The following is a 14,583-nucleotide window of genomic DNA, read 5'->3' as shown; positions in this document are numbered from 1 at the left end:
TGAATGCATCCCCATTCCAAAATTGATTTTGTTAGGCATCGAAGCCTTTTTTATGTGTTGGATTCGACCTGATTTTCTTACCAAAATACTGGTAATAATCTGTCTTGATGAACCCGTTGAAGAGCTTTCTTTTCTTCGTCGCTTTCTGACCGTAAAACTTCTCGAACCCTTCGTGGGAAGTCAGGATATACACACTCCAAGAAGGATAGTCCCTCATAATTGTACCTAAGTCACGGTACATTTCTTCTACCTCTTCACGTTCATTCATTCGCTCACCATATGGAGGGTTTGAGACGATATATCCGTTATCCTCTTTTGGTTTAAAATCACTTACCTGCATTTGCTTCCAGGTAATCAAATCACCAAGACCCGCTTCTAACGCATTTTTCTTTGCAATTTGAATCAAATCGGGATCGATATCTGAACCTGTAATCTTGAGGGGCTGATCGTAATTCGCGGATTCTTCCGCCTCTTGAAAGGCATCATCCCAAACTTTTTGAGGGATAAAACCCCACCCCTCAGAAGCAAACTCTCGGTTAAAGCCAGGAGCTATGTTTTGGCCGATAAGCGCCGCTTCAATCGCAATGGTTCCGGATCCGCAAAACGGGTCGACAAACGGTTCATCTGGTTGCCAATTGGTGATTTGCACTAACGCCGCAGCCATGGTTTCCTTCAAAGGAGCCTCTCCTTGTCCTACACGATACCCTCTCTTATGTAGACCACTCCCGGACGTATCTAAAGTGAGCAAAGCTTCATCTTTATGAATCGCAATTTCGACTCGATAAAAAGCGCCACTCTCTTGCAACCAAGAAGCAATGCCGTACTTTTGCTTCAACCTCTCAACGATTGCTTTTTTAACAATCGATTGACAATCGGGAACACTATACAATTTAGATTTGACCGACTTCCCGACAACAGGGAACTCCCCATCTTCTGAGATGAATTGTTCCCAAGGTAAGGCTTTTGTATTTTCAAAAAGTTCATCAAATGTTGTAGCTTTGAACTTGCCGACTAACAACTTGACGCGGTCTGCTGTACGAAGCCAAAGATTCGCCCTTGGAATCGCTGAAACATCAGCCGTGAAGATCACCCGTCCATTCTCTACTTGTATATCTTCATAACCAAGCGCCTTTACTTCTTTTCCTACAATGGCTTCAAGCCCCATTGCTGCCGTAGCGATCAGTGTTACTTTTTGTGGCATGGGTACCCCTCCGTTTTAAACTATGTAATAGGTCATGACTAGTCACGCATCCTATCCCGTCGTTTACCCGGCCGAGGATACGGTTTTTAGCGTTAATATGCCCATTCATCTTTTCTAAAGTAGTAAAAAACCCTCCTAAAAAGAATTAAGACTTTTCAGAAGGGTGTTTTGTGCAATCATGAATGACCTTTGAATACTTTGTAAGCCATGTTCTGTTCCTTCGTACTGCAAACGGCGGTCAACCTCGTACTCCGGTGGTAATCATCTATCTGTCGATTGACGACCTCTTCGTCGGTTCATTTCCCTATAGAAGAGTGCCCCTACCTAATTTTGGGTTGCTCGCTCGTGGGGTTTACCTCGTTCCACCCAAAATATTTCTATTTTGGCTCCGTCACTGTGGCACTTTCAAGGTATTCATTCCCTATCCGAAGACGTAGGAATTTTCCCTGCCGTTAGCTTTAAGCTACCCTGACTTATGGTTTCGTCAGGCACGAACACTACAGACATCTCAGCCTGTGCGAGCATGGACTTTCCTCTGCATGATCGAGTCATACAGCGATTACCCAAGTATTCAAATGTTGTAAACGTCCGTTAAACGCACTTACATAGTATATCAGACGTCTTCATGTTTGTCACAGGGAAATAATTGGTTACTCATCTGCGTATTTTTTACCGAATACAGCTTTTTCTAGATTCGACACACGCTTTAAAATATCATAATTCACTTGATGGTTATTCGTATTCGACGGCTTTGCTCGTGCTGGCATTTCTCTAGCAGACATCTTTATTAACCGATCATTCTCATGTTGTAATCGTTCAATCTCTTGGCTGAATCGATCATAATCCTGAATAATCAAATCCAAATACTCGTCGACTTCTTCTTGGTTATATCCACGCATGGACGTTTTAAAATCTTTTTCAAGGATCTCTTTACTCGTTAACTGATACTGTTCATCGCTCATTATTAAATCACCTCTGTTTACCACATTACAACCATTTTTTCAAAACATGGGTGAAATGTCAATTGTCTTCATGACGCAAGCTCATTGACTCCAGTAATCAGGATCAGACATTCTCATTTCTTCGACCGTTTCCTCAAGATCCATAGGTGTTATGTATAGGATAGGATAATCAGACTTCTCCTGCTTTTCTTTCGCTATTTTCAGGAAATATTTCGGACTACCATCCGTTTCTTCATCAAATAGTACCAGTGAAGCATCTGAATGATCGACAAGAAATTGATCTTTTGCCCGAAATTGATAAGGACCATCATAACCTTTTTTATAGACCGGTTGAAAAAAATCTGCTAGCATCGTGACTTCTTCATAAATGGTTTGAATATCCTCTGGCCAACGTTCTTGCTGGTTTTCAAACGGGGGAAGGATTCCCATTTTCAAGTCATACCCCTCATCCTTCAAATCAAGCGCAACCTGTGCCGTCCATAATTCGACTCCCATCTGCCCTGATAGAAGTACCCACTCCAGCCCTTCTTCTATAAAAGAAATCAACCGCCTCTTGATCGTTTCTTTTACGAATTCGATTTTCTGATCGTTTGATTTAAATATGCCCATTTCTATAGGTTTATAACCTGTCACAACGAGTGTTTTCATCTCATCTCACATCCTCTCCCTTTATCTTATTAAAAAACGAAATAAGCCACAACACGGAGTTGCGGCTTTTACTTCTTATTCCATCATGCCGTCTTCCGGCATCATCGGCATTGGCATTTGTCCCTGCATCGGCATTTGACCCTGCATTGGCATCTGTCCTTGCATTGGCATTTGACCCTGCATCGGCATTTGACCCTGCATTGGCATTTGTCCTTGTGGTTGGTTCATCATTTGGAATTGTTCCATTTCCTGCGGAGAAGCATATTGCATCCAATCGTAGTCTGGAGATGATCCTTGAGGGAAATTGTAATCTTGTGTGCGGAAAGTATCTTGCTCTGACATCATATACGGGAAGTAATGGTAGTTGTTCAATAAGTTGTTGTTTCTCACTAAGACATGAGTGGGATGAATATAATCTTGATTCTCTACAAAGTATTGATCTACAACACAATGCTGCATCGGACAAACAATTGGACGACGCTGACAAGAGTGTGCCTGAGGGCCTTTCATTGATTGATGGTGCATACAAACTTCACTCCTTAACTATTAGTCTTTATCAGCGTATGTCACAAAAGAGTCAGATGTACTGGGCGATATCATCAATAATAGGCATTTTTTGCTGTCCTTATGATTGCTTACGTATGTATCTGAGTAAAATGAATGGAAATCGTGCGATTTGAAGTCATTCATATATGGAGCGATTTCGAAAAAGACATATAAAAAAAGACTGTACTCTCATACAGTCTTCACTTCTCTATTCTTCCTCTGGTAAATCCGATGCAGCAAAAGAAAATGGTAGAAGTTCATTCATTGGCAGAGATTTCGTTTCTCCATTCAAATTCGAAGTGTGAATCATGACATTTGAATCGAAAAACTCACTCATGACTTGTCTGCAAGAGCCACATGGTGGGACTGGTCTTTTCGTATCCGCTACAACGGCGATTTGTGAAAAACGATGGTAACCTTCAGAAATCGCTTTAAAAATGGCTACACGTTCCGCGCAACACGTTACGGGATAAGCGGCATTCTCTATATTACATCCTGTAAATAAGGTGCCATCTTCTGTTAGTAACGCAGCGCCTACAGGGAATTTGGAATATGGTGTGTACGCACGTTCTCTTATTTGTTTGGCTTCTTGAATAAGTTGCTGTTGATTCATTTCGGTGCCCTCCCTTTCAATTGGGATGCTAATTATATAGGAATTCTCCAACCTTGTAAAGCGATTTCATAATGAGAAACAAATAACACATTGAAGAGATTAAATAAATGACACAAGTGTCAAAAATACTTATACTTGATACAGCATTTAATTTAATTACGATCAAGGAGGAAAGTTGAATGGCAAAATTATTAGAATTCAAAAAAATTGTGTGGGTATTTATTGCATTGCTCATATTTACTGGCGTATTTACTTATCTACAACTCCCTAAACGGGAAATTCCAGAAATCAACGTCAATGTTGCGGCGATTTCTACAGTCTACCCTGGTGCTACACCAGAAGAAGTCGAACGAACGGTGACTAATCCGATCGAGTCCCAACTATTGAATGTACAAGGTATTGACGAGGTCACCTCAGCATCTACTACAGGATTTGGCTCTATTACGGCCACTCTCAGTGGAGATGTAGATCGTACGACGGTCAATTCTAAAATACGTCAAATCGTTTCGGACGTTTCAAGAGGATTCCCTGAACAAGTGCAGGATCCGTCGATCAACACAGATGTTACAACGTCAGCTGTTGCTTCCTACCATTTGCTAGCAGAAGAACGAGAAACGCTATACGAATTCAGGGAGCAAATCGATACATGGAAATCTGAGTTGACGGACATCGCAGGAGTCGAATCTCTTCTCATAAAAGGATTACCAGAACAAGAAGTGACAGTATCGTTGGATAATGAGGAATTACAAAACAATCAAATTGCTCCTTTTACGGTCATTTCAACAATTCAAAATGAAATTGCCCCTTCGGCGATTGGTACAGAACAAGAGAATGAAACCATATATCAACTTCTCTTCAACAAGTATTCCGATATAGAAGAGCTGTCTTCCCTGAACATCGGCACAGCAGCGGATGGTGAAAACGTTACCCTTTCCGATGTCGGTACAATATCTATTGAAAATAAAGATGCGCAAGACTTAATCACTTATGAAAACCAGGTGGCCCTTTCGATTACCGTATTAGCTGAGGAAGGCGTCAATATTTCCGCTTTGCAAGAGCAAATCACATCAAAACTCGATGGACTGTCTGAAGAGTTGCCCGATACTATATCTGTTGAACAATTCTATACACAAAGTACAATCATTGAAGAAGTGTTCAGCAACTTGATCAGCTCTTTCTCCATTTCATTGATCGCGGTCATTGTCATTATGATTTTGGGATTACCTATCTCCTCAGCATTGCTTGTGGCGTTAGCTATACCCATCTCGATCATCATAGGCTTAATTCCCTTACCATATGTCGGCGTTGACTTAAACCAAATCTCCGTTATCGGAATGATTATTGCGATCGGGATACTTGTAGATGACGCCATTGTAGTTAATGACAATATTCAACGAAGATTCCAGCTCGGCGATGGACCTTTAGAAGGTACGATTAAAGGCGTTAGAGAAGTCGGCAAGTCGATTATTACATCAACATTGATGATTATTTTCAGCTTCTTACCGCTAACGTTCTTGTCAGGCACAAACGGAGACTTTATTCGTGCTTTACCTTCTGTGCTTATCTTTACGGTTGTTGCTTCTACCGTCATTTCCTTGACCTTGATCCCAACCGTCCAATTTGCCAGAAAAAGAAGAGCCAAGAAACAAACAAAATCGAAGCAAGGTCTTCTCGGCGGTCTGTTCAATGGGCTCGAGCGACTTTATGCTGATCGTATATTGCCAAAAACGACAAAACGCCCGTGGTTGACTTCAATCTCAGGATTACTCATATGCGCTTTACTTGCTACATTAGCCATCCGGATCCCATTTGAATTTTTCCCGGCCGCGGATCGACCTGAGGTGACGATTTCAGTTGAATATCCTCAAGGTACTCCGATTGAAGAAACGCAAGATCAATTAGTGTCGATGGAAGAGTTCTTATTGAACCAAGAAGATGACATTACTGAAACCGCCGTTTATACCGGTTCTGGGCTTCCTAACATCTTCAGTTCAGGCTTGACAAGAAGTGGTGAGAATACTGGACAGCTACTTGTCCGTATTGATAGAGACTCAACTAGTGCAACGGAGTTTATCAATGAATGGGAGAATGAGCTACGAGAGGAATATAACCGGGCTGACATTTTCCTAGAGACTATCGTATCTGGTCCTCCACCCTCCCCGCCTGTTCAAGTCAAGATTCAAGGACCAGAAGTTGATCCTTTGATCGAGCAGGCAAACCAATTGAAGGAAGAAATTGAATCATTAGACACCACGGAAATCGTGACGTTGAATTCTTCCACCGATCAGCCGTTTATCGAATACAACCCAGACCGAGATTTACTTGCCGAAAATGGCATATCCATCGATCAAGTGACATCCCAGCTACAACTCGCGAATACTGGAATACCACTCGGTACATTCGATAATGGTGTTGATCGTTTACCAATTCAAGTGCTACTAGACGATGGAGACACTGAAGGTGTGAATTTGAATGAACTTGAAATCGTTGCATCCGCAGAACGCCAGACGAACCAGCCTCCTACGACACTTACACTCGATGAAGTGATTACGACGGAGGAGCAACAAAAAATCGGCGCCATTCCTCACTTGAATGGAGAGCGAACCATAACCTTGGACGCCTACCCAATGGATGGGGAGAGCCAGACATTCACGACCGAAGCGAATGAGATTGTCGATTCATTTACTGAACAATTGCCTGATGGATATTCCATTGTCGAAAGCGGTCAAACGGATGCACAAACGGAATTCTTCATTGAGGTATCAAAACTGTTTGTCATCGTATTGTTCTTGATTTATTTGACGATTGCCTTGCAATTCAATTCATTGCTCATGCCACTACTCATCACAGGTACTGTATTCTTAGCTGTGACGGGTGCAATTGTCGGCTTGTTTGTTACAGGTGAACCATTAAGCTTTCTTGCTACACTAGGTATCGTGTCCTTATCCGGGATCGTTGTAAGGAACTCGGTCATTCTCGTTGAATTCATTGAGCAGAATAGAGAGAGCTATGGATCCACTGTCGAAGCAGTCATCGAAGCTGGACGTGCAAGAATTCGCCCGATTGTCCTAACATCATTGACATCCATTGCTGCCTTGACACCGATCATCTTCACTGGAGATGTACTATTTAAGCCCTTAGCCATTTCGATCGTGTCGGGCTTGCTATTCTCAACTGTACTCACGTTATTACTCGTGCCAACATTCTACTTGATCATCGCTAAGATCACGGGGAAACAAAAAGTACAGAAATTAAGCTCTGAAAATTAAGCATTTTTCCAAATAGAAAAGGACGAAATCCAATGGATTTCGTCCTTTTTAGGCTGTTAAATAGGTCTCTGGAAAGAAAGACGTGTCCACGCTCCCTCCCTACTCATCTTGGAAGAACCGAAAGCAGCTCCGCGGGTACTCTTTATTCGTTCCAACTTCATATTGTTACTCTTTACTGTCATCTAGAATCATGTCCAACACGTAATGAGCGGATTGATGAAGTTCCTTAAAACGCTTAAGATCAACATCTAAGTAATAACTATGCAATATGATCATATCGATGTTTTCATGTGTTGATTTCACTTGGTTCGGATGCACACTTGCCCTCCGGTCTTTAACGAATGCTTCCGCCTCGTCCCTCCACGAAAGATTCATTTCAAACATAGGTGACGTTTCTTTTTTCACCTGTTCAAAAAAGGAACGGTCCGATTTATCAATTGGTCCTTCTGTATTTATAAAATGATGGTGACGCTCATCAATCAGTGTTTTTAATTGTTCGGTCAGCTTTACTAATGGCAACTCAATTCATCCCTTTTTTACCTTAACCTTATCATGACTTCCTCCACGTCAGCAATGTTTCAAACGATCGTTCGTTGTTTACGGACCACGTCATCAAGCAATTGATTTTTTTGTTGTTTCTTAACTTGCTTCAGCTCTTCCCTTAATTGAAATACTTCATCTTTCAGTTGATCGATTTGCTTACGATGAGAGACGGCCATGGTAAAAACAACCTCATCCGCCTTCAAGGATAAACGGCGTTCAAGCAAACCGACCTTCTCTTTGAACTGAAACAGTTGCTCTTCAAATTCATTGTGTGTTAGTGAACGATTTTTCACCAAAACGATCTCCCCCTTTTTATGGTACGTTCTAATTTCGATGTTCCATGCATAACTCCTTTAAGGATGACAAGACTAGAAGTAATGCAACAAATAAAGTCAAAAAACTCCGATGAAGAGGGGCTTCTATAATGCCGAAGAAAAAGCAACCAAAGAAAAAACAGCCGACACCGGCTAAGACGGATAACCCGAAACTTGCTGGCGAAGATTGTCCGGCAACGTGAGTATAGAATGAAAGTTAAAGCTGCTGCTATGTCCACATAGCAGCAGCTTTTTCTTAAACGCCCCCAAAAATAGTCGAAAAAAAACGAATTCCCTAACTGTATTCTGGATAACTCCCTTTAAAAATTGATAAAAAATGAAACCTATTCCATCGTCGAACGTCTAATATTATTGAGCGATATGGATAGGCTAAGCGGTATTTTTTTGATATGATACTCTCATGGAAATAGGGAGGGAGAATCCGTTGAATTATCCTAACGGCAAGCGCACCACGAAAACATTGAAACTGAATCAAAAACAAAAACCTGATTTCAGTAATCGAGGAATGACACTCGAGGAAGATATCAACGAAACGAATGCTTACTATTTACGAGAGGGCATTGCTGTCGTTCATAAAAAACCGACACCTGTTCAAATCGTGAACGTAAACTACCCGAAACGAAGTGCTGCTGTCATTAAGGAAGCTTACTTTAAACAGGCTTCAACAACAGACTTTAATGGAGTTTATCGTAGTAGGTATATTGACTTTGAAGCGAAGGAAACAAAAAACAAAACCTCCTTTCCCTTAAGCAATATTCATCAGCATCAAATCGATCATATGAAAGCCGTTCAAGAACACGGAGGTATTGTTTTCTTGATCATTAAATTCACCCCACACGATGAGGTGTATCTCCTTCCTTCCCCCACCGTATTCACGTACTGGGATGGCCAATGGGATGGTGGCAGAAAGTCGATCCCTTATGATAAGGTTCAAGAAAAGGGCATTCTCATCCCTTTTCATTATCAAGCTCGAGTCGACTACGTGAAAGCATTAGATAAGCTCTACTTTTGAATTGGAGGAAAGACCAATGGCGAATGAAAGCCAATCAAGAACAGCAAGAAAAAAACAGATGAAGGCTTCTAAAAAAGGAAAAAACAAGCCAAGAATTAAGAAGATTTTCATGACATTATTTATATTAGGTATTCTACTTGTTCTAGGAGGCGGTGGCTTGTTCGCATACTATGTATCAAGCGCTCCCGAACTTGACGAATCGCAATTATCAGATCCTTATTCTTCTAAAGTGTACGATATGAATGATAATCTGGTTGCCGATTTATCCGGCTCCGAGAAACGGACGAAAGTCACTTACGATGAAATCCCTCAACTAGTAAAGGACGCGGTCATAGCAACCGAAGACGCTCGTTTCTATGACCACATAGGTATCGATTTCAGAAGAATTGTTGCAGCAGTATGGGCGAACATTACCGAAGGTTTCGGAGCTGAAGGTGCTTCTACCATCACGCAACAAGTCATCAAAAGGTCGTTCTTATCTGAGGAAAAAACATTAGAAAGAAAAGTTCAAGAGCAGTATTTGGCCATCAAATTGGACCAAGACTATTCAAAAGAACAGATCTTAGAAATGTATTTAAATAAAATATATTACGGTGCCAGAGCTTACGGTGTTGCCGAAGCGGCCGACACCTATTTCGGAAAAAAGAATCTTGAGGAATTGACGTTACCAGAAGCTGCACTATTAGCTGGATTGCCCCAACGTCCGTCTGGTTACAATCCATTTGAAAATCCTGACCTTGCTCAAGATCGAATGCAAACTGTACTAAGTTTGATGGTTCAACATGGAAAAATAACACAACAAGAAGCAGACGAAGCGAAACAAACAAACGTAGAAGATTTACTCGTGACCCAAGATTCTCGCGAACGTACGCCATATGACGCATTCATTGATCGAGTCCAAGAAGAAGTACGAGAAAAAATGGATGGAGCAGAGATCTTTAAAGATGGGCTTAAAATCTACACGACCCTTGACCCAGATGCCCAGCAATCTGTCCAACGGATGTTAAGTAACGAAGGTCCGATTGCGTGGCCAGATGAGTCGATCCAATCAGGAGTTGCTGTTACAGATACCAAAACGGGAGCCATTCGAGCTATTGGGGGCGGACGTGATTATCAAACGTCCCAGTTCAACTTTGCGACAGAAATTGAACGTCAAGCTGGTTCAACTTTCAAACCGATCATGTCATATGGTCCTGCAATTGAGTACGACAAAATGTCTACTTACCACCAAATTTTAGATGAACCATACGAAATCAATGGAAAAGAAATCAATAACTTTGATAATCAATATAGAGGTTGGGTCTCTGCAAGATATGCATTGAGTCGCTCATTGAATATACCAGCTATGAAGACTATGCAAGAAGTAGGTATGGACCGTGCTAAAGGCTTTGCCGAGGGTCTAGGCATTGACTTTACAGAAGGTCGTGTCCTCCCGATCGATGCAATCGGAGGTGGAGATACCAATGTGACTCCTGTTCAAATGGCGGGTGCCTATGCAGCTTTTGGTAATGAAGGTGTTTACAATGAGCCTTATGCTGTACGTAAAATCGAGGTACCGGGTCAAGAAACAATAGATACCATACCCGAATCCAAGTCAGCAATGAGTAGCTACACCGCATTTATGATCTCAAACATGCTTCAAACAACAATGTCAGAAGGTTCAGGAAGACGTGCCAATGTACAAGGGCTTCCTGAAGCAGGTAAAACAGGAACAACGAACAGGGTCCTTGAGAATGGAGATGACATTGCACCTGACTCTTGGTTCAATGGCTATACAACCAACTATTCTATTTCAATATGGACCGGTTATACGGATATTAACACTGGATTATCACAAGCTGGGAAAGATATTCCGAAGCAGATATTTCAACCGTTGATGGATGAGTTATCGCAAGGAATCGACACACCAGACTTCACGAAACCTGATTCAGCTGTTTGGGTAGATGTAGAAGAAGGTTCCCGTCCAGCGAAACTTCCAAGCTCCTACACGCCAGGAAGTCAAATTGTGACGGAGCTATTCCATGTCGATAATCAACCGTCCAAAGTATCTAAGCAGTATCAAAAGCTTGATCCTGTTCAACAATTATCTGGAACATTCAATCTCGATACGCAGTCCATCAACCTCAGTTGGGCTTACGGGGACTCAGAAAATGTGTCTTACCGTGTTGATGTGTCAGTGAACGGTGGCCAGCCAACAGAGTTGACCACGACCGAACAGACCTCCTTGAACATTGAAAATGTTGAACTTGGAGCTAATTATCAATTTGCTGTATCAGCCATCAGTACGGATGGAAATGCACAAAGCAGTGATCCAGTAACGGTGCAAGTTCAGACAGGTGAAATAGAAGAGGAAAATCCGGATCAAGGCGACGAGCAAGACAATGAAGAAAATGAAGACCAGAACAATGAAGATGAAAATCAAAATAATGATGAGTCTGATGAGCAAGACGACTCAGGTTCTGGCAATAACGGAAATAATGGAAGCAATAACAATGAAAATGATGACACGGACGACAGTGGAAATAACAACAATGGCTCTGACGACGGTGGCAGTGGCAATGACGACGACTCCCAAAATACGGGCGACGATACAAACACTGACGATCAGGCAGCCTAAAGAGAAAGAAACAAAAAAGGTACGATCAGCTAGACTGCTGATCGTACCTTTTTAATTGATTCAAAAGACTACTTTGAATGAGCTTTCTTTTTCATCCTTTTCTGTCCTTCTCTACATAGAGTCAATAGAGAACACTCTTCACAATTCGGACGCTGTGCTTTACAGTGATACCGACCAAAGAAAATCATCCGATGATGTGTTACACTCCACTCACTTTCGGGTATTTTTCTCATTAATGTCTTTTCTACCTCTAGTACGGAATCCTTCCAGCGGCAAATGCCAAGCCTTTTGGAAACACGCTCCACGTGTGTATCCACCGCAATCGCCGGTTCATCGAAAGCAACGGAGGCTACGACATTTGCTGTTTTTCGCCCAACACCCGCTAAGCTTTCCAATTGTTCCTTCGTTCGAGGTACCTGTCCATCATATGACTCGATCAACGTCTGCGAAAGTTTTTGGATGTTTTTTGCTTTGTTTCGGTAGAGACCGATCCGTTTCACATCCTGCTGCAACTCCTCTAACGAGACTGACACGTAATCCTCGGGTGTTTTGTACTTTTCAAACAAGCCTGGTGTCACCTTATTCACTAAGGCATCGGTCGCTTGTGCGGAAAGCACAACAGCAACAAGCAGTTCAAATGGATTGGTATGATTCAACTCACACTCTGCTTCTGGGTACATCTTTTCAAACACATCTAAACAATATCGGATTTGCTGTTTGTTTAACATGACAATACTCCCCTTATGAATCGTCCTCTAACCAATTGTAGTATAAGGATACATCCCGTTTTTGACTGGGTTGCGTCTTTTTCATCTGAGAGCCTTGTCGGAACTGTTTGCCATGTTCACGCGCCTGCTCTACCGTTCGCACACCTTTCTTCGACCATTCCCTTAGAATTCGATCTATATATTTGAAATTCAACTTTCCCATCAGTACAGCCTCCCTTAAGGCCGCTTTGATCAAGGCTGGGGATTGTTCGTCTTCATCTAACCAAATACTGATGGTTTCAATCTCGAACGGGGAAAGTGGACGACCGAATTCCTGTTCGAACAGTGGAAAGATATTCTCGTCAAAGGATGGTTGATGGTTAGGTGTCTTCGTTATCGTAAATAGCTTCTCCCACAACGGTTCTAAGGAGTACGCTTCAATCAAAATCTGCTGTTCATTCTTTTTTTGTTCAATCGCAAGCATTTGCTTCTGAATCAAACGCCTTAACGCTTTTGAACAGTCTTCGCTTGATAAGGTGACAGTTTCAGCCAGCTCTTCGGGTGTCGGGAAGTCATTGCCTCCACTTCTAAAACGATGAATTTGCAACAGTAATACAAGTTCTTGTTCATCAATCCCGAGCGATGTGTATTTCATGAACAACTGTGAAGGGATGGATAGTTGTTGGTCGATCACTTGTTGAAAGCTTTGAAATTTACCCACTTGAACTCACCTCTTTTTTCTCATGATGATAGAGTAGGAAAAAAACACCGATGGCACACAGTGCGAATCGGTGTTTCCTCTTTGTATCGTTTCCTTAAGGGTAAAGACGATTCAATAGACGTGGGAATGGAATCGTTTCACGAACGTGTTCGACTCCAGAAATCCAGGCAACCGTGCGCTCAAGTCCCAGTCCGAACCCGGAGTGTGGAACGCTTCCGAACTCGCGTAATTGTAGGTACCATCTGTAGGCATCTCCTGTAAGGTCATGCTCTTCATAACGCTGCTGCATCAATTCTAAGTCATCAATTCGCTGAGATCCGCCAATGATCTCCCCATAACCTTCCGGGGCGATTAAGTCGGCACATAACACAACTTCTGGACGCTTAGGATCTGGCTTCATGTAGAATGCTTTAATATCAGCTGGATAATTGGTAATGAATACAGGCATATCAAAAGCTTCGGCAATCGCCGTTTCGTGAGGAGCACCGAAATCCTCGCCCCACTCGATGTCGTCAAATCCTTTTTCTTTTACCAACTGAATGGCATCATCGTAGCTGATTCGCGGGAATGGAGCTTTTATTTTCTCTAGCTTCTCCGTATCTCTTTCCAGCGTATCGAGTTCAATTTTACAATTTTGTAGAACGGATTGAACAACGTGAGAAACATATTGCTCCTGAACCTCTAAACTATCTTCATGATCCATGAATGCCATCTCTGGTTCAATCATCCAAAATTCAATCAAGTGTCGACGTGTCTTCGATTTTTCCGCACGGAATGTAGGTCCAAAGCTGAATACTTTCCCGAAGGCCATAGCCGCAGCTTCCATGTAAAGCTGTCCACTTTGAGACAAGTAAGCATCTTCATCAAAATATTTCGTATGGAATAATTCTGTCGTTCCTTCTGCAGAGGATCCCGTCAAGATTGGAGGATCTACTTTCGTATAACCGTTGTCATTAAAGAATTCATACGTAGAACGGATGATTTCGTTCCGAACTTTCATTACCGCATGTTGACGCTTTGAGCGCAACCACAGGTGACGATGATCCATTAGGAATTCTGTTCCGTGTTCTTTCGGTGTGATCGGATAATCTACGGCTTCATGGATCAATTCGAAATCTGTCACCTGCATTTCAAACCCAAGTGGAGAACGAGTATCTTCCACGATCGTACCTGTTACATATAAAGATGATTCCTGTGTCAGGCCCTTCGCTTCAGTAAACTTCTCTTCACCGATATCAGCTTTCACGACAATGCCTTGCATGAAGCCTGTTCCATCTCGCAACTGCAAAAATGCAATCTTTCCGCTTGATCGCTTATTTGCCAGCCACGCGCCTATCGTGACTTCTTCTCCCACGTACTTTGATACTTCAGAAATCGTTGTTTTCACAATAATACCTCCAGCATAACTT

At 42.2% G+C, this 14,583-nt stretch carries 13 protein-coding genes and 1 other RNA gene; 3 read left to right on the top strand and 11 right to left on the bottom strand.

The window, feature by feature from the left end; genetic code table 11:
• Positions 1 to 31 precede the first annotated feature (31 nt).
• From H0266_RS03300 to H0266_RS03275, 6 genes are all read right to left on the bottom strand, one after another.
• Entirely contained in the window at positions 32 to 1,201 is a 1,170-nt protein-coding gene (locus H0266_RS03300) for a THUMP domain-containing class I SAM-dependent RNA methyltransferase (RefSeq protein WP_181470947.1), read from the bottom strand.
• 196 nt (positions 1,202 to 1,397) lie between these two features.
• Positions 1,398 to 1,772, bottom strand: an RNA gene (rnpB, locus tag H0266_RS03295) — RNase P RNA component class B.
• A gap of 79 nt (positions 1,773 to 1,851) precedes the next feature.
• The gene (gene gpsB, locus H0266_RS03290; RefSeq protein ID WP_181470946.1) at positions 1,852 to 2,163 is read right to left on the bottom strand and encodes a cell division regulator GpsB; all 312 of its coding nucleotides are present in this window, start codon (positions 2,161 to 2,163) and stop codon (positions 1,852 to 1,854) included.
• A gap of 81 nt (positions 2,164 to 2,244) precedes the next feature.
• Positions 2,245 to 2,811: an SLOG family protein gene (locus tag H0266_RS03285; protein WP_181470945.1), complete on the bottom strand. Its 567-nt coding sequence runs from the start codon at positions 2,809 to 2,811 to the stop codon at positions 2,245 to 2,247.
• Positions 2,812 to 2,886: 75 nt separating this feature from the next.
• On the bottom strand, positions 2,887 to 3,336 hold the full coding sequence (locus H0266_RS03280; protein ID WP_181470944.1) for a CotD family spore coat protein: 450 nt from the start codon (positions 3,334 to 3,336) through the stop codon (positions 2,887 to 2,889).
• Between the two features lie 229 nt (positions 3,337 to 3,565).
• Positions 3,566 to 3,970, bottom strand: coding sequence for a cytidine deaminase (locus tag H0266_RS03275; protein ID WP_181470943.1), 405 nt, complete (start codon positions 3,968 to 3,970; stop codon positions 3,566 to 3,568).
• 179 nt (positions 3,971 to 4,149) lie between these two features.
• On the opposite strand from H0266_RS03275, the gene H0266_RS03270 reads away from it, so the two are divergent.
• Positions 4,150 to 7,239, top strand: coding sequence for an efflux RND transporter permease subunit (locus H0266_RS03270; RefSeq protein ID WP_181470942.1), 3,090 nt, complete (start codon positions 4,150 to 4,152; stop codon positions 7,237 to 7,239).
• 165 nt (positions 7,240 to 7,404) lie between these two features.
• Here H0266_RS03270 and H0266_RS03265 read toward each other — a convergent pair whose 3' ends face one another.
• Both H0266_RS03265 and H0266_RS03260 read right to left on the bottom strand, forming a co-directional pair.
• Positions 7,405 to 7,758 (bottom strand): DUF1798 family protein, encoded by a 354-nt coding sequence (locus tag H0266_RS03265; protein ID WP_181470941.1) that lies wholly within the window; start codon positions 7,756 to 7,758, stop codon positions 7,405 to 7,407.
• A 59-nt stretch (positions 7,759 to 7,817) separates the two neighbouring features.
• On the bottom strand, positions 7,818 to 8,075 hold the full coding sequence (locus H0266_RS03260) for a hypothetical protein (RefSeq protein ID WP_181470940.1): 258 nt from the start codon (positions 8,073 to 8,075) through the stop codon (positions 7,818 to 7,820).
• Between the two features lie 466 nt (positions 8,076 to 8,541).
• Between H0266_RS03260 and recU the strand changes: the two genes are divergently transcribed.
• Positions 8,542 to 9,129, top strand: a complete 588-nt coding sequence (recU, locus tag H0266_RS03255; RefSeq protein WP_181470939.1) for a Holliday junction resolvase RecU — start codon at positions 8,542 to 8,544, stop codon at positions 9,127 to 9,129.
• A gap of 16 nt (positions 9,130 to 9,145) precedes the next feature.
• A complete protein-coding gene (locus tag H0266_RS03250) occupies positions 9,146 to 11,746 on the top strand; it encodes a penicillin-binding protein 1A (protein WP_181470938.1) in 2,601 nt (866 codons plus the stop codon).
• A gap of 68 nt (positions 11,747 to 11,814) precedes the next feature.
• Here H0266_RS03250 and nth read toward each other — a convergent pair whose 3' ends face one another.
• From nth to asnS, 3 genes are all read right to left on the bottom strand, one after another.
• Positions 11,815 to 12,474, bottom strand: coding sequence for an endonuclease III (gene nth, locus H0266_RS03245; protein ID WP_181470937.1), 660 nt, complete (start codon positions 12,472 to 12,474; stop codon positions 11,815 to 11,817).
• Positions 12,475 to 12,487: 13 nt separating this feature from the next.
• Complete coding sequence (locus tag H0266_RS03240; protein WP_181470936.1) at positions 12,488 to 13,174, bottom strand: DnaD domain protein; 687 nt, start codon at positions 13,172 to 13,174, stop codon at positions 12,488 to 12,490.
• Positions 13,175 to 13,268: 94 nt separating this feature from the next.
• A complete protein-coding gene (asnS, locus tag H0266_RS03235) occupies positions 13,269 to 14,561 on the bottom strand; it encodes an asparagine--tRNA ligase (protein WP_181470935.1) in 1,293 nt (430 codons plus the stop codon).
• Positions 14,562 to 14,583 lie beyond the last annotated feature (22 nt).

Source organism: Halobacillus locisalis (assembly GCF_013694105.1).
In the GTDB taxonomy this organism is placed as follows: Bacteria; Bacillota; Bacilli; order Bacillales; family Halobacillaceae; genus Halobacillus; species Halobacillus locisalis.
Note: the sequence above shows the minus strand (reverse complement) of the source record. Positions and strands in the feature narration are given on the sequence as shown.